The organism is Paenibacillus oralis, assembly GCF_003863965.1.
GTDB lineage: Bacteria > Bacillota > Bacilli > Paenibacillales > Paenibacillaceae > Fontibacillus > Fontibacillus oralis.
Map to the genome: position 1 here is coordinate 1187406 of NZ_RRCN01000001.1, position 16043 is coordinate 1203448.

The 16043-nt window shown below is 53.1% G+C and carries 13 protein-coding genes and 1 pseudogene; 4 read left to right on the forward strand and 10 right to left on the reverse strand.

The window, feature by feature from the left end:
- The 7 genes and pseudogenes from EHV15_RS37155 to cidR all read right to left on the reverse strand — a co-directional run.
- Positions 1 to 124, reverse strand: a pseudogene (locus EHV15_RS37155) (IS256 family transposase); the annotation flags it as partial.
- A gap of 321 nt (positions 125 to 445) precedes the next feature.
- A complete protein-coding gene (locus EHV15_RS05675) occupies positions 446 to 2374 on the reverse strand; it encodes an ABC transporter ATP-binding protein (RefSeq protein WP_128630388.1) in 1929 nt (642 codons plus the stop codon).
- Positions 2371 to 4098: an ABC transporter ATP-binding protein gene (locus tag EHV15_RS05680; RefSeq protein ID WP_128630389.1), complete on the reverse strand. Its 1728-nt coding sequence runs from the start codon at positions 4096 to 4098 to the stop codon at positions 2371 to 2373. Before EHV15_RS05680 ends, EHV15_RS05675 begins: the two co-directional genes overlap by 4 nt.
- A gap of 24 nt (positions 4099 to 4122) precedes the next feature.
- Complete coding sequence (locus EHV15_RS05685; protein WP_128630390.1) at positions 4123 to 4587, reverse strand: MarR family winged helix-turn-helix transcriptional regulator; 465 nt, start codon at positions 4585 to 4587, stop codon at positions 4123 to 4125.
- Between the two features lie 547 nt (positions 4588 to 5134).
- Positions 5135 to 5893: a delta-lactam-biosynthetic de-N-acetylase gene (gene pdaA, locus EHV15_RS05690; RefSeq protein WP_128635196.1), complete on the reverse strand. Its 759-nt coding sequence runs from the start codon at positions 5891 to 5893 to the stop codon at positions 5135 to 5137.
- Between the two features lie 107 nt (positions 5894 to 6000).
- Entirely contained in the window at positions 6001 to 7413 is a 1413-nt protein-coding gene (bcaP, locus tag EHV15_RS05695; RefSeq protein WP_128630391.1) for a branched-chain amino acid transporter BcaP, read from the reverse strand.
- A gap of 145 nt (positions 7414 to 7558) precedes the next feature.
- Complete coding sequence (cidR, locus tag EHV15_RS05700; RefSeq protein WP_178075776.1) at positions 7559 to 8473, reverse strand: cidABC operon transcriptional activator CidR; 915 nt, start codon at positions 8471 to 8473, stop codon at positions 7559 to 7561.
- A 153-nt stretch (positions 8474 to 8626) separates the two neighbouring features.
- Between cidR and EHV15_RS05705 the strand changes: the two genes are divergently transcribed.
- The 4 genes from EHV15_RS05705 to gdhA all read left to right on the forward strand — a co-directional run bounded on the left by EHV15_RS05705 (position 8627) and on the right by gdhA (position 12196).
- On the forward strand, positions 8627 to 8998 hold the full coding sequence (locus EHV15_RS05705) for a CidA/LrgA family protein (RefSeq protein ID WP_128635198.1): 372 nt from the start codon (positions 8627 to 8629) through the stop codon (positions 8996 to 8998).
- Complete coding sequence (locus tag EHV15_RS05710; RefSeq protein WP_128630392.1) at positions 8995 to 9675, forward strand: CidB/LrgB family autolysis modulator; 681 nt, start codon at positions 8995 to 8997, stop codon at positions 9673 to 9675. Before EHV15_RS05705 ends, EHV15_RS05710 begins: the two co-directional genes overlap by 4 nt.
- Before the next feature lie 199 nt (positions 9676 to 9874).
- Positions 9875 to 10525: a nitroreductase family protein gene (locus tag EHV15_RS05715; RefSeq protein WP_128630393.1), complete on the forward strand. Its 651-nt coding sequence runs from the start codon at positions 9875 to 9877 to the stop codon at positions 10523 to 10525.
- Positions 10526 to 10822: 297 nt separating this feature from the next.
- Complete coding sequence (gene gdhA, locus EHV15_RS05720; protein WP_128630394.1) at positions 10823 to 12196, forward strand: NADP-specific glutamate dehydrogenase; 1374 nt, start codon at positions 10823 to 10825, stop codon at positions 12194 to 12196.
- 431 nt (positions 12197 to 12627) lie between these two features.
- On the opposite strand, the gene EHV15_RS05725 is transcribed toward gdhA, so the two are convergent.
- From EHV15_RS05725 to gltC, 3 genes are all read right to left on the reverse strand, one after another.
- Entirely contained in the window at positions 12628 to 13806 is a 1179-nt protein-coding gene (locus EHV15_RS05725) for an NAD(P)/FAD-dependent oxidoreductase (protein WP_128630395.1), read from the reverse strand.
- 15 nt (positions 13807 to 13821) lie between these two features.
- Positions 13822 to 14265, reverse strand: coding sequence for a helical membrane plugin domain-containing protein (locus EHV15_RS05730; RefSeq protein ID WP_128630396.1), 444 nt, complete (start codon positions 14263 to 14265; stop codon positions 13822 to 13824).
- 212 nt (positions 14266 to 14477) lie between these two features.
- Positions 14478 to 15386 (reverse strand): glutamate biosynthesis transcriptional regulator GltC, encoded by a 909-nt coding sequence (gene gltC, locus EHV15_RS05735; RefSeq protein ID WP_128630397.1) that lies wholly within the window; start codon positions 15384 to 15386, stop codon positions 14478 to 14480.
- Positions 15387 to 16043 lie beyond the last annotated feature (657 nt).

Here is a 16043-nt window from a genome sequence, read left to right on the forward strand (position 1 = left end):
GGTGCTCTACTTGTAAGTAATTTTTAATTTCCTCCTTTAAAAGAGTTTCAATTTTTTCTTTTAGAAAACTTTGCATTGTATTTTCGAGTTGTTCTGTGAACGAGTTTTGTTGTATAGTTGTCATTGAGTAGGGTTCCTCCTTGGTGACTTCGCAATCCCAAGCATACCCTACTTTTTTGTCGTTTGATAGACTAACCTGTCCTTACACAACTTATTTTACGCCATCCCTTTCGCCACTAAATCGTGAAAATAGCGCCATAAAATTCCTTTATTGCACGCAACATGGGGGTATCGGCTGAAATAGCGCCCTTTTTTTCCTTTATGCTGTCACCCGAGATCTTCAACAGACTAGTTTTGCCGTTTTCTCATGTCTCCACTTGCCATCATGCTAACGTTATCTCCAGAATCGTCTACTAGTTTATAGGATATTTAAATTATAGCCTTTTTACACCGCCTCCGGCTCAAAGCTGCCTTTCGTAAACTGGCTGTTGTACAAATCGGCGTAGAAGCCTTTTTGGGCCAACAATTGTTCATGCGTGCCTTTTTCGATGACCGAACCGTGGTTCATGACGAGGATCAGATCGGCGTCTCTGATCGTCGAGAGACGGTGCGCGATGACAAAGCTCGTTCTGCCCTTCATCAGCTCGTTCATCGCTTTCTGGATCTGCACCTCGGTCCGGGTGTCGACGCTGCTCGTCGCTTCGTCCAAAATCAGGATGGCCGGATCGGCCAAAATCGCCCGTGCGATCGTCAGCAGCTGTTTCTGACCCTGCGAGATATTGGAAGCTTCCTCGTTCAGGATGGTGTCGTACCCGTCCGGCAGCGTGCGGATAAAGTGATCGGCGTACGCCATTTTAGCCGCCCGCACCACTTCCGCTTCGGTTGCGCCTTCGCGCCCGTAGGCGATATTGTCGCGGATCGTGCCGTTGAACAGCCACGTGTCCTGCAGCACCATGCCGAACATGCTGCGCAGGTCGCCGCGCTTCATCTCCGCGATGTTGACGCCGTCCACGGTAATCGCCCCATCGCCCACTTCATAGAACCGCATCAGCAGGTTGATCAGCGTCGTTTTGCCGGCCCCGGTAGGTCCGACGATCGCGATCGTTTGCCCCTGCGATACGCCTATGTTCATGTCTTCGATCAGCGGATGCTGAGGATCGTATCCGAACTTCACGTGATTGAAGGCCACATCGCCCCGCGGCTCCTTGAGCACCTTCGGCTGGGCCGATTCCGGCACTTCCTCTTCTTCGTCCAAAATTTCGAATACGCGTTCCGCCGAAGCGACCGTTGATTGAATGATATTGGCAATGTTTGCCGTTTGCGTAATCGGCATCGTAAACTGGCGGGCGTATTGGATGAAGGCCTGCACATCACCGATTTTAATGGACCCCCGAGTGACGAGGATACCGCCGACCACCGCGACCAGTACATAACCGATGTTCCCGATAAAGCTCATGATCGGCATAATGACGCCGGAAATGAACTGCGCCTTCCAGCCTGCCGTGTACAGCCGCTCATTAATGTCATCGAACTGCCTCAGCGACGTTTTCTCGCGGCCGAACGCTTTGATGATTTTGTGGCCGGTATACATTTCTTCCACATGTCCGTTAAGTTGGCCCAGTTCCGCCTGCTGACGAACGAACTGCTTCTGCGACCGTTTGGCGACCTGGGTGATCGCCACCACGCTGAGCGGCAGCGTCAGCACGGCAATCAGCGTCATCAGCGGGCTGATCTTTAACATCATCACAATGACGCCGATAATCGTCAGCACCGAGGTAATCAATTGGGTCAAGCTTTGCTGCAAGGTGTTGCTGATATTATCGACGTCGTTCGTAACCCGGCTCAGAATTTCACCGTGTGTCCGGGCATCGAAATATTTCAGCGGCAATCGGTTCAGCTTGGCGTTCACATCGCGGCGCAAATCGTACACCGTTTTCTGCGCGACGCCGGCCATCAGGTATTGTTGAACATAGCCGAACAGCGCGCTTAGAACATAAAGTGCCAGCAGGTTCATCACAATCAGCCAAATGCCGTGGAAATCGACCGCAGCTCCGGGAATCCCCTTCATTTTTCCCATGAGGCCCTCAAACAGTTTGGTCGTTGCTTGCCCCATCACATCCGGGGCGAGAATGCTGAACACGGTGCTTGCAACCGCCATGATAAGCACGGCTGCCAATTGATATTTATGCGGCCGCAAATAACGGATGAGCCGCTTTAAAGTCCCTTTGAAGTCCTTCGCTTTCTCGGCGGGCATGCTCATGCCCGGTCCGCCGGGTCCGCCCGGCCCGGGGTGTCTCGGACCGTGTCCTCTCAGCCCCGGAGGTCTGCCGGCAGGCTGCCCAGAGGCGCCCGCGCCTTGTTGCTCCTGACTCATGCAATCTCCTCCTCCGAAAGCTGTGAATAAACGATCTCTTTATACACGTCGCAAGTTTCCATCAGTTCGCGGTGATTGCCGATGCCGGCGATCCGGCTTTCGTTCATGACGATGATGCGGTCGGCGTCAAGCACGGTGCTCACCCGCTGGGCCACGATAATGACCGTCGCTTCCCCGGTCTCTTGCTTCAAGGCGGCGCGCAGCTTCGCGTCCGTTTTAAAGTCGAGGGCGGAGAAGCTGTCGTCGAAAATGTAAATTTCCGGCTTCCGAACGAGCGCCCGGGCGATGGAAAGCCGCTGCTTTTGCCCGCCTGACACGTTGGTGCCCCCTTGGGCGATCACCGATTCGTAGCCATGCTCCATCTCGGCGATAAAATCGCCCGCCTGGGCGATCCCGGCCGCGTACCGGATCTCCTCGTCGGTCGCGTCCTCCTTGCCGTAGCGGATGTTGTCATTGATGGTGCCGGAAAACAACACCGCTTTTTGCGGAACGAAGCCGATTTTACGCCGCAGTTCCTCCTGCTTCATCTCCCGCACATCGACGCCGTCCACCAGCACGCGTCCTTCATCCACGTCGTAAAACCGCGGAATCAAGCTGATCAGCGTCGATTTCCCGGAGCCCGTTCCGCCGATGATCGCGGTCACCTCGCCCGGCTTGGCGCTGAACGTAATGTCCTGCACCGCCGGTTGTTCGGCCCCGGGATAGCTGAAGGAGACGTTTTGAAATTCCACATAACCTTTTTGCTCGGACATCGCCGCCGCCACGTCGGCATCCTTGATCTCCGGAACCATGTCCAGCACCTCGTTGATCCGGACGGCGGAAGCGGACGCGCGCGGAACCATGACGAACATCATCGAGACCATGACGAGCGAAAACATGATTTGCATCGCGTACTGCAGAAAAGCCATCAGGTCCCCTACCAGCATTTCCCCGGCATCGATCCGCAGCCCGCCGTACCAAATGATCGCCACCGAAGACAGGTTCATCACCAGCATCATAATCGGCATCATAAAGGCCATAATTTTATTGACCCGAATCGAGGTTTGCGTCAAATCGAGGTTGGCCGCGTCAAACCGTTTGCTCTCGTAATCGGTCCGGTTGAACGAGCGGATAACCCGGATGCCGGTCAAGCTCTCGCGCATGACGAGGTTCAGCTTGTCGATTTTTTTCTGAATCGCCTTAAACAGCGGAATCCCTTTGCCGGCGATCAGCCAGATCGCCCCGGCCAGCACCGGAAGCACGACCACCAGCACCAGGGACAATTCGGCGTTCTTCGATACAGCCATGATGATCCCGCCCAAACACATGAGCGGCGCCATCACCATCATCCGCATCATCATGATCAGCACCTGCTGAACTTGGGTAATATCGTTTGTCGTCCGGGTGATCAGCGAAGCGGTGCCCACTTTGTCGAACTCTTCCAGCGAAAAGTTGGACACATGGTTAAACATCTTGGCACGCAGCAGCTTGCCGAATCCCGACGCCGCCCTGGACGAGAAGTAACTCGCTCCGATCGAACAGGCCATCCCGCCCAGCGCCACAAGCAGCATAAATCCGCCCACCCGCCAGATATACGGCGTGTCTCCTTTGACGACCCCGATATCCACGATATCGGCCATCAGCGTCGGCAAGTACAGCTCGGACAACGTCTGAAGAAAGACGAGGGCGAGCACTCCGGCGACCAGCCAGCGGTATGGTTTCAAATAGCGGAAAAGTTTGATCAAATCCATCATCTCCACATATCCGAGTCACTCGGTTTTATTTTGATTGATCTGCGATTCGAAATACCGGTGTACCTCGTGCAGCAGTTCGATCAATTGGTTGCTCTTCTCTTCGCCCAAAAAATCGCATAAATTTTGAATTTGTTGGGACCGATGCTCCGCCGCCGTGCGAAATGCCTGATGGCCTTGCTCCGTCAGCTTGACGCGCACGACCCGGCGATCCTCCTGATCGTTATAGCGATGCACAAACCCTTGTTCTTCCAGGCTGCGAATCTGCGGCGTGACGGTGGGCGAAGCCACTCCCATCCTCGTGCTGAGCTCGGAGACGGTGATGCCCCGCGGCTCCTGTTCAAGCCCTTGAAGAATAGAATACATCAGTCTGAATTCGCTTGGTTTGAACGTTAACGGCGCCATCTTATTCATATCCAGTCTCCGCAGACGGTGCAGCGCTAGCATAAGCTTATGCGCCTGCGAATTATCGCTGGAATGCACCGGTGATCACCTCCTGCCTTCCATTTGTTTTCATGGTTTAATAATTAGGATACCTATTTATTAGTAAAGCTAATTATAATTTTGCTCATGATGAAAGTCAAGCGAGCCCGAGGTTCCATATATTAGAAAGAAAAAGACGCCTGCCGGGGTAAACCTACCGGGTGCTGGCGTCTTTGTTACACTCTTAATGGCTCTAACTTCTACTTTGGACGTTGGACGCTGCTCTAACGGACACCAGTGACCTTATCCGCCCATTTCCCGGGTATTTCCCAGCCTAACGGACACAGGCGACCCTATTTCACTCTAAACCCGTTCATTCAGGACGATTTGAGGTAAATAAGGTCTTCTGTGTCCGTTACAATTTGCAAACTCCCGTTTTTCCTCAAATAACGGCTCTGGTGTCCCTTAGCCCCCAGTTCCCTCTTCTCCTCCCCTCTTTGCCTGCGCTTCGCCCTCTGCCATGCCCGAACCAAAAGGGCAAAAAAAGATCGTACCGGCGGGCTTGTAGAGCTAGACTTGTCCCCATTGCCGATACGATCTTTTTCCATTATTGCCCGGTCTCGCCGTCCTGGCGGAGTTCTTCCAAGCTTTTGAATTCGTAGCCCTGGCGCCGGGCTTCATCAATGATGGAGCCCAAAGCCGCGGCGTTGTCCTTGGACACGGAGTGCAGCAGGATCACCGCACCGGGGTGAAGCTGGGAAACCACTTGCCGATACGCGTAGTCGGCGCCCCTTTGGGCATTTACGTCCCAATCTTTGTAGGCCACCGACCAAAATACGTTGATGTAACCCGCTTCTTTCGTCACCCGCAGCGTTCTGTCGCTGAAAATACCGCGGGGCGGCCTCAGGTATTTCATCTCCTGACGTCCGGTCACCTTCGCCGATTCCTGCTTGACGCGCTCCAATTCGTCGCGAATTCGCTCGTCGGATATCGCGGTCATATCCGGATGGCTCCAGGAGTGGTTCCCGATGAGGTGCCCTTCGGCAACCATCCGCTTTAGCAGCTCGGGCTGATCTTTCACATAATGTCCTGTCACGAAAAAGATCGCCGGCACTTTCTTCACTTTCAGCGTGTCGAGAATCGGGGCGGTATACCCGTTTTCGTAACCGTTGTCGAACGTGAGAAACAGTTCCTTCCGGGAGGTGTCCCCGAGAAAAATAGCCCCGTGTTTATCGACGATCTCTTTGAATCCCTCCTCATTAATGGAAGGGAGACTTCCGTCTACGCTTTTTTTGAACCCGAAATGGTGAGGCGAATCGGCGTAAACGATTTGCGATGCCGCAGGGCCAAGCAGCATGCTGATCATTACCGTGCAGATCAAGGCCAATCTCACAGAGCATTCTCTCCTTATTCTCCAAAATCCTAGCTGCAGCGCTCTCGTTTACTATTGCCTGTACTGCGGGAAATATGCAATTAGTTGTCCGTCTGCCGGCCCTCCGAACCGGACAGCCTGCTGTGCTTATAACCGTACAGCACATACACGCCTAATCCGAAAATCATCCAAACGACGAAAGCGATCCAAGTGATCCGGGGCAAGCTGACCAGTAAATAGCCGCAAGTCAACACCGCCAGCAGCGGGATCAGGGGCACCAGCGGTACCTTGAACGAACGGGGCAAATCCGGACGGGTCCGGCGCAAAATGACAACCCCAAGCGATACCGTAATAAAAGCAAACAGCGTGCCGATGCTGACCAAGTCGGCGAGCCTGCCGAGCGGAACCAGACCGGCTAACACCGCGACCACGATGCCGGTCGTCCAGATGCTGACGGAGGGGACCCCGGTCCGGGGGTTAAGCCGGGCCAGCCTTCCGGGAAGCAAGCCGTCGCGGCCGATCGCGTACAGCAGCCGGCTTTGGCCGAACAGCAGCACAAACAGCACGGTCGTTATACCGACGATGGCCCCCAGCGAAATAAACCCGGCCGCCCAGTTCTGGTCGATGTACTGCAGGGCGAAGGCGACCGGATTTTTGACGTTTAGCTGCGAATACGGAACGATCCCGGTAAGCACCGCCGTGACGAGGACGTACAGCAGCGAGCAGACCGCCAGCGACCAAAGGATGCCGCGCGGCAGATCCTTCTGCGGATTCCGCACCTCCTCGGCGGCCGTGGCGACGGCATCAAAGCCGAGATAAGAAAGGAAGGCCGTCGCCGCGCCGGTAACGATGCCGCTGAATCCGAACGGCATGAACGGCGTCCAGTTGCCCGGCTTCACGTAAAAGGCGCCGACAACGACAAACAGCACGATCACGGCGATTTTGACGATGACCATGATCGAGTTCAGCCGCGACGACTCCTTCGATCCGCGGGAAACGATAAACGTGAGCAGCAGTACGATCAAAATGGCGGGAACATCGACATAGGTGCCGGCTTTAGGATCGAAGGCGCTGCTGAGCGCGTGCGGCAGGTTAATGCCAAACCCGGCGGCCAGGCCCTGAAAATACCCCGACCAGCCGCTGGCCACCATGGAAGCGGCAAAGCCGTATTCCAACATCATATCCCAGCCGAGGATCCAGGCGACGAGTTCCCCGAAGGTGGCGTAGCTGTAAGTGTAGGCGCTCCCCGACACAGGGACCATCGAAGCGAATTCGGCATAACACAGCGCGCAAAAGGCGCAGATGATCCCGGCCAGAATAAAGGAAAGGATGAGTCCCGGTCCGGCATGCTGCGCCGCCGCAACGCCGGTGAGGACGAAGATGCCTGTCCCCACAACACATCCGATGCCAAGCATGGTTAAATCAAACACGCCAAGCTCCTTTTTGAGCGTGGAGCCGGCCGCTTTTTTCTCCGCAAGCATGGAGGTTATCGATTTTTTTCTGAATAAATGCATTAGGTTCTGTCCCCTAATTCAAATTTGCGAAACACATCAGGCAATTATAACGTTCCAGGTTCGGTACGGACAAGTTCAAATATCACAGATTATGCCATTTAATTACGAAAATTTTAGGGATTATTATCGTTTGCCGCCCGTGCCATCATGCATGATCTTCCTCCAGGGTTTCCCCGGGTGACGTTAACTCCCGCTGCGCAAACCGGATCCACTCCCTCGTCGCAAAGGATAAATAGCGGTCGTCCCGCCAGACGAGCCCCAGCTTCCAAGGAATGACCGGCTTTACCAGCGGAATGATCCTTACGCGCTCGTCATCCACCTCGCGGCAGATCGTTTCCGGCAGCAGTGTAATGCCGAAGCCGACCGCCACCATTTCACTGATGAGGTCCCACTGCGAGCTCTCATAAATGACATGAGGCTGGAACCCGGCTCTGGCGCATTCGTTGATGATCCGGTCATGCAGCGTAAAATCCTCCCGGAACAGGACGAACCCGTCCTGGGACAGCTCGGACAATTCCGCCGCCTTCCGCTCCGCAAGCGGGTGGGACGGGTGCACGACCAGGTTGAGCTTCTCCTCCACGAACGGAAAGCTGCTTAACTCCTCCGCCGCCGCCGGCAGCACAATGACGCCGACATCAAGCGCCCCGCCGACCACATCCGACTCCACCTTTTTGGCCCCGTCCTCAAACAGCTGGATCGTAATGTCCGGATATTTTTGGTGAAATTGCCCGATCACTTTCGGAAAAAAGCTGGCCCCCACCATCGGCGGAAGCCCGATCCGGATATGCCCTTTTTTCAAATTCCGCAGGTCGTCTAGCTCCGCTATCAGGTTTTGGAATGAAGTGACGATTTGCTGGGCTTGCCCTACGATAATTTGACCGGCATCGGTGAGCTCGATTTTTTTGCCGACCCGGTCGAACAAAACAACGCCTAGCTCGTCTTCCATGCTTTTGATCGTTTTGCTGATGGTCGGTTGGGTAATATACAGCGCCTCGGCCGCTTTCGTAAAGCTTTTGAAACGGGCAACCTCGATCAAATATTGCATTTGCCGAATGTCCAAATTTCAGCCTCTCCTTTCACAAACTATCGATAACCAGTTGGAATGTTATTCATTCAGTATATTCATTTTACTCATGAAAACAATCGGTGTAATATTTTCATTACCAACGATGCAGAAAACGACAGAAAGGAGCTGCGATTTACTATGAATACGATGAAAACGATGGGCAAGGGCGTGTTCCAAGTAGTGATATTATTTTTATTTACCTTTGCCATGAACGAGATCGCGAAACTGCTCCATCTGCCGATTCCCGGTTCGATTTTGGGCATCTTCGTATTGTTTACCTTATTAAAAACCAACATCGTCAAACTGGCGTGGATCGAACAAGGCGCAAACTGGCTGCTTGCCGAGCTGCTGCTGTTCTTTATTCCATCCGCCGTTGGCATCATGAAATATATGCCGCTGCTGGAAAGCGAAGGCGTGCGGATTTTGATCGTCGTCATTTTCAGCACCTTGATCGTCATGATCAGCTCGGGGCTTGTCGCCTCCCGCATTTCCAAACGAAAGGAGCGTCACAGCTCATGATCGCCGGTTTGCTTAGTCTTGTTTTTACCTTGGTGATTTATTACCTGGCCAAACGGCTGTATAAAATCCGGCCTAAAGTTTATTTGTCCCCGCTGCTGATTACGCCGCTGTTTCTGGTCATCGGCCTGATGTGGGCGCAGATTCCTTACGAAACTTACCAGGCCGGGGGAAAATGGCTCAGCACGATGCTGCAGCCGGCCACAGTCGCTTTTGCCGTGCCGCTCTATAAATATTACAATGTCCTGAAAAAACATGCGGTGGAAATTCTCATCAGCGTGCTGACCGGTTCGGTGGTGGCGATGTTCTCTTCGGCCTTCCTGGCCGAGTGGCTGCATCTGGACAACGATCTGATCACGAGTCTCATCCCCCGTTCGATCACGACGCCGATCGCCATGAACGTCTCCCAAGTCATTGGCGGCGTGCCGAATATCACAGCCGTCTTCGTCATTATTACCGGACTGCTCGGAACGATGCTCGGGCCGCTGGTCGTGAAGCTGTTCCGCATCGAAAACGAAGTGGCGCGCGGCGTATTGTTCGGCACGAGCGCCCACGGCACCGGAACGTCCAAAGCGTTTGAGCTGAGCTCGCTGACCGGCACGATCTCCAGCATCTCCATGATTTTGGCCGCCTTGTTCACGTTGGGCGTGGCCCCGATGCTGATTACGCTGCTGCAATAACCTTACGGTTCCTCCGAATTCAACATATAGATTTCTCTTGAACCTTCGCCTTGGCCCTTTGCCTTGGCGGGGATATTTTTTTAGGTTCACCCCGAATCCAGCATTTGACCGGTATCATTTGAAACTGTACTTGTAATACTAACAGTTAGGCTTTATACTGTGATCGAGATCATTTTATAAAGAAAGGATGATATTGGATATGAGTACGGCAGAGACAGTAAATCTGAATGATTTTTATACGGTACTTCGAGAAAGACATTCGGTTCGCGCTTATGACCCGGCGGTGAAAATCCCCCGGGAAGAATTGAAGGAAATGCTGGAGCTTTCTCTTTCCGCCCCTTCCTCTTCGAATTTGCAGCCTTGGCGGTTTTTGGTGATCGACGAAGACGAACTGAAGCAAAAGCTGCTGCCGATCGCCAACAACCAGCAGCAGGTCGTTGAAGCTTCCGCTATTATCGCGGTGCTTGGCGATCTGAAGTCCTACGAGCAGGCTGATGCGATCTACAGCCAGTCCGTAGCGATGGGCGCGATGACGGAAGAGATAAAAAATAATTTCGTGGAACGTTTGCAGCAAATGTATGGCGGTTTGGGAGACGAGCGGCTCCATCAGGTCAACTTGCTCGACGCCGGCCTGATCTCCATGCAGCTGATGCTGATCGCCAAAGCGAAAGGCTACGACACCGTGCCGATGGGCGGCTATAACCCGGAAAAATTCATCGAAGCCTTCGAGGTTCCGGAAACGCTCAAACCGATTGTCCTCATCGCCATCGGCAAAGCGGCCAAACCGGCTCACGCCACTCCACGCCTGGGCATAGATCAAGTGACGTCCTGGAACTCGTTTCAATCCTAATCCAAAAAAGCGGAGAAACCGAAAGGTTCTTCCGCTTTTTTTATGCTCCGGATCGCCGTCCCCTCCTTTTTCAAAATTCCTAATCGATTTGGCCGTTATTTGGTGCATACTATGTAATGTCACTTGTTTTGTCTGCAAAAATCCACTGCTTAAGCGGCCGCACGGCGGAGTTGATCTCAATTAATCATAAAGTTGATCTATATTTAGCTTTGTTTAAAGCTGACATAGATATTACAATTAAGGTCATAAATATCGTGAAAAGTAGAACATGTTTTTAGGGAGAAAGGGTGGATCCAAGTGGCGATTACACAGCAAAACGAGGTATTGGAACAAGCGCGCCGTTACGTGGCTGAAGTTTATGAAACCGTGCAAAAACGCAATCCGGGAGAACACGAATTCCATCAAGCGGTGAAGGAGATTTTGGATTCGCTGACTCCGGTGTTTGCCAAACATCCGAAATATCAGAAAAGCGGCATCCTCGAAAGAATCGTGGAGCCGGAGCGTTTGATCAGCTTCCGCGTGCCGTGGGTGGACGATCAAGGCAAAGTCCGGGTAAACCGCGGTTTCCGCGTTCAATTCAACAGTGCGATCGGGCCTTATAAAGGCGGGCTTCGTTTTCATCCGTCGGTAAATGCCAGCATCATTAAATTCCTCGGATTCGAGCAAATTTTCAAAAATTCCCTGACCGGCTTGCCGATCGGCGGCGGAAAAGGCGGCTCGGACTTCGATCCCAAGGGCAAATCGGAGCTGGAGGTCATGAGATTCACCCAAAGCTTTATGACCGAGCTGGCCAAATACATCGGCCCCAACATGGATGTGCCTGCCGGAGATATCGGCGTAGGAGGACGGGAAATCGGCTACATGTTCGGCCAATACAAACGCCTTTACGGCAGCGAAACCGGCGTGTTGACGGGGAAAGGCCTGACGTACGGCGGCAGCCTGACGCGCACCGAAGCGACCGGGTACGGTCTGGTGTACTTCACGGCGGAAATGCTCGCAAGCAAAGGCGAAACCTTTGAAGGCAAAACAGTCGTCGTTTCCGGTTCCGGCAACGTTTCGATTTATGCCATCGAAAAAGCGCAGCAGCTCGGAGCCAAGGTGGTCGCGTGCAGCGATTCGAACGGTTATGTATATGATCCGAACGGCATCGACCTGAAAACGGTTAAACGGTTGAAGGAAGTCGAAAGAAAACGGATCAAGGAATATGTGAACGAACATCCGGGCGCCGAATATCATGAGGGCTATCAAAACATCTGGAGCATCCCTTGCGACATCGCCCTGCCGTGCGCGACGCAAAACGAAATCAATGAATCTTCGGCGAAGCAGCTTGTCGCCGGGGGCGTGAAATTCGTCGCCGAAGGCGCCAACATGCCTTCGACGCTGGAAGCGATCGAGGTATATTTGAACAGCGGAGTTTACTTCGGTCCGGCCAAAGCGGCCAATGCCGGCGGCGTCGCCGTCTCCGCCCTGGAAATGGCCCAAAACAGCACAAGATTGTCCTGGACCTTCGAGGAAGTGGACGCCAAACTCAAAGGCATCATGAAAAATATTTATCTGAGTAGCGTAAAAGCTGCCGAAGAGTTCGGTCATCCCGGAAACCTGGTGGTCGGCTCCAATATCGCCGGCTTCCTGAAAGTCGCCGATGCGATGCTTGCGCACGGGATTGTTTAATTAAGATAAACCAAAAAACCGTCCGGGATTCGGACGGTTTTTTGGTTTTGGCCGTTCGCCGCCCCCCTAGCGACCGGACTCGACACCCGTTCTAACCCCGTAACGGACTGAGATGACGCTATCTGCTTATTTCCCGGCTATTTCCCAAGCTAACGGACACGACGGACGTTATTCAGCTCCAAACGCACCCATCAGGTCCAATTCATGTTGAATAAGGTCCGTGGTGTCCGTTACATTTTGAAAACTGTTGATTTTGCCGAAATAAGGTCGCTCATGTCCGTTAAAATCCTGAACCCTTGAACCTGGAGTAGAGTGTGACTTCCGCCAATAGCGCCAGTAGCACCGACAAGCATACTTCCCCCCCGCTTCATCTCAAAAAAGCGCCCGGACTCTTAAGTCCCGGGCGTTTTGTTTCGTCAAGCCCGGCTAAATTAATAAGCCAAGGCGTCCAAAGCTTTAATGTGCGACAAATAACGAATGTTGCTCGCTTCTTTCATCATTGTAGCCGTCATGCCGCGCAGCTTGGTGTTGTTCGCGCCGATCGTCGCTACGGCGTCCTTGCGGCCAAGGCTGGCCAGCGTACCGGAGTTGACCGGTTCGAACCCTTCCATCTTCTTGCTGCGCAGGAATGCAAACAGGTTGTAGCCGGTCAGTTCGCCCATTTGCCAGGCGATTTGCGCCGTCGGCGGATACGGGCGGCCGTCAGGTCCCATAAACACCGCGCTGTCGCCAACCACAAACACGTCCGGATGGGAAACGGATTGCAGGAATTCGTTGACGGAAGCGCGTCCGCGGTTTACTTCCAGGCCGGACTCGCCCACGAGCGGATTGCCTTGCACGCCGCCTGTCCATACGAAAGTGTTGGCTACGATTTTTTGGCCATCCTTCAAATCGATCGCATTGCCTGCCACGTTCGTCACCGGCAATCCGGTCAAAAATTTCACGCCGCGTTTTTCCAGACTCGCCGTCGCGCGTTCGATCAAGTCATCCGGCAGCACCGGCAAAATTTTCGGACCCGCTTCAACAAGCAGCAGCTTGATCGCTTCGCGGTCCACGCCGTATTTCTTCGTCAGCTTCGGCAGTTGATCGGCGATTTCCCCAACCAGCTCGACGCCGGTCAAACCGCCGCCGCCGATCAGGATCGTGGCGTCCGCTTCATTGCCGGACTTGGCGTATTCGCTGATCCGCTCCTCGATATGCTTGTAAATCGCGTTGGCATCGTCGGCCGATTTCAGCACCATGCTGTGCTCCTCCAGCCCCGGGATACCGAAGTAAGCCGTTTTGCTGCCAAGCCCGACCACCAGCGCGTCATAAGTTAGGGTCGAACCGTCGGAGAGCTTAATTTCTTTATTATCTACCGAAAAGCTCTTGACCGTGGCGATGCGCAGATCGATGTCTTTTCCTTTAAACAGCTTATCCAGCGGCAGCGCCACCGCCCGCTCGGAAATGCTGCCGGCAGCCAGGCGATGCAGCTCCGTAATAATCTGATGTGTCGGGTATTGGTTAACCACCGTCACCTGTGCTTCCGATCTGTCCATATATTTGCGAACGGTCAAGGCAGTAAGCACACCGCCGTAACCGGCACCTAAAATTACAATTTCTTTAGCCATGGTTGTTGTCCTCCGTTATTTTTGTTGACTGTCCCGTGCACCAGAGACTTGAAGATAGGCGTTTACAAAGCGAAACAGCTTCTGCGCCTGCGGATCCTTGAGCATTCTAAGCAGACCGAACAAGCCGATAACCTCCTGGCTTTCATCAGCCCGTTCTTTGGCTTCGATGACGTTGGCGGCTACGTTTTTCACCGTGCCTACCACCGGTCCGGCTACCTCCGCGAAACCGCCGATCATATCATTTTTCAGCACTTCGTCCGTGCATAGCGATTTGAAAAAATCATACGATTGGGTCAGCGTGCCGACCATTTCCGTTAATTTAGGAAGCTGCTCAACCAGCACGTTCAAGGACTCTTGAACTTCCGGCTTCAACAGCTGCTCCAGAAGTTCACGCTCCTGCTGACCGGCAGACAAGGCGCCGCCTTGTTCCGTCTTCGTTTCTGCAATTGTTTCTGACATTTCCGATTCTCCTTTGCAATAGGTCTTGAATGACTTACTTGTTGCTTAGTGTTCCAACCTTTTCTTTCCCCAACCATTTTTGTTAGTGAAAAAAGGCACATCTCAACCTTCAACAGTCCCAATAAATTGTACCATATTTTTTATAAAAAAGGACCATGAAAGTGATAATTTTCACGGCCCTCAATTATTGAAAATTTTATATTTTGGGAAAATCAGGGAAAAATATAACCTAGCGCCTGGGGCGAAAGCTCCTTAAGAAATTCGTAAAACAGCTTTTCCGTTGGCGCCATTTCGCGCCCCGCCGGAACGATCACCCCAACATCCCGGGTGACCTGCGGTTCATTGATCGGCACCGTTACAATCGTCGGCGGAATCTGCTCGCTTAACGCGATTTCCGGCAGCAGCGTCAAACCAAGGCCGGCGGAGACCAGCCCCTTGATGGCATCCAGATCGTCCCCTTCAAAAGCGACTTTGGGCTGAAACCCCAAATTGGCGCAAGCCTTCACCACGATATCGCGCAGGATAAAACCTTTGGGGAATAAGACGAACACGTCTTTTTTCAAATCGCTTAGTTGTAAAGAGGGCTGGTCGGCCAAGGGGTGTCCGGCCGGGAGGAGCGCCACGAATTTTTCCCGGAACAAAATTTCGCCGTTGATTTGCGGCTCCTGCTGCGGCACCGGCCCCATCACCGCCAGGTTGATCTCGCCTTCGATGACCCAATCCATCAGTTCTTTGTACGAGCCGTGCTGCAGCTGAAAATGCACGTACGGGTACTTTTTGCGGAAAGCCGAAACGACCGCCGGAACCATCCGTGCCGCCAAGCTGCTGGGGAAGCCGATGCGCACAGTCCCCCGCTCGGGGTCCAAATATTCTTCGATCTCCTGACGGGCGTGGTCGATGACTTTCATCAACTGTTCCATATGGCCTAAAAACAGCCTTCCGATCGGCGTCAGCTTGACCTTGCGTCCTTCATGGATAAACAGGTCCACCCCCAGCTCCGCTTCCAGCTTGAAAATTTGCCGGCTGACCGCCGATTGCGAAACATGCAAAGCGTACGAAGCCTCCGTCACATGCTCAAGTTTGGCCACTTCGATGAAGTATTGGATTTGCCTTAGTTCCATGCCATCCCCTCCCTATTCCAGACGCCTCAAGAAAAGCCGAATCCGCATGTTTCGTGATAGAGCCTTCTCTTTGGCCGTCAGCAGTCTTGGCGTTGTTGCCCACAGCTATCCCTTACATTCCGTGTAAATATATTAATCTCCATTATATAAGGGAAGTGTCTGAAACGGAAGCATAGACTTCAGGAAATGGAGCCGGAAATATAAAGAAAAACCTGCATATTGGGCAGGCATTAGGGAGGTAATAGACAGGTACTAGCTACGCACTAGGCAGCCACTAGAACCAGGCTGTTTGAGAAATTTCAGCGAAAAACATAAGCACAAAAAATGGCGTTATTCCGGCGATATCAGTCAACTGGGGAGAAATAAAGGAAATTTATGTCGCTATTTTCTCGAAAAGTAAGGGGATGCCTGTGTTCTGGGACATTCATAGGGAAATAAGGACATAAAGTTCCGCTAACGGGGGTGAACACGCTAGGCTCAGGGTAATAAGGACATAAAGTTCCGCTATTTTGAAGGCTGGGTTTATACCACAGTTGGCCGCTCCGGTATTCGGCTGTCAAACTCCGATTTCCTGGCTGAGCTGTTTTGGCTCAAAACCAAAAACGGCGCTTGACGACTAGAAAGACGCAGCCCCTCCGAGCGGCCGTCATTCTAACG

Bases quoted from the DNA above. Each gene is read 5' to 3' on its own strand.
- EHV15_RS05710 (WP_128630392.1), top strand. From the start codon at position 8,995: ATGATCGCCGGTTTGCTTAGTCTTGTTTTTACCTTGGTGATTTATTAC.
- gltC (WP_128630397.1), bottom strand. From the start codon at position 15,386: ATGGAACTAAGGCAAATCCAATACTTCATCGAAGTGGCCAAACTTGAG.
- EHV15_RS05715 (WP_128630393.1), top strand. From the start codon at position 9,875: ATGAGTACGGCAGAGACAGTAAATCTGAATGATTTTTATACGGTACTT.
- pdaA (WP_128635196.1), bottom strand. From the start codon at position 5,893: ATGATCAGCATGCTGCTTGGCCCTGCGGCATCGCAAATCGTTTACGCC.
- EHV15_RS05725 (WP_128630395.1), bottom strand. From the start codon at position 13,806: ATGGCTAAAGAAATTGTAATTTTAGGTGCCGGTTACGGCGGTGTGCTT.
- bcaP (WP_128630391.1), bottom strand. From the start codon at position 7,413: ATGCATTTATTCAGAAAAAAATCGATAACCTCCATGCTTGCGGAGAAA.
- EHV15_RS05675 (WP_128630388.1), bottom strand. From the start codon at position 2,374: ATGAGTCAGGAGCAACAAGGCGCGGGCGCCTCTGGGCAGCCTGCCGGC.
- EHV15_RS05705 (WP_128635198.1), top strand. From the start codon at position 8,627: ATGAAAACGATGGGCAAGGGCGTGTTCCAAGTAGTGATATTATTTTTA.
- EHV15_RS05730 (WP_128630396.1), bottom strand. From the start codon at position 14,265: ATGTCAGAAACAATTGCAGAAACGAAGACGGAACAAGGCGGCGCCTTG.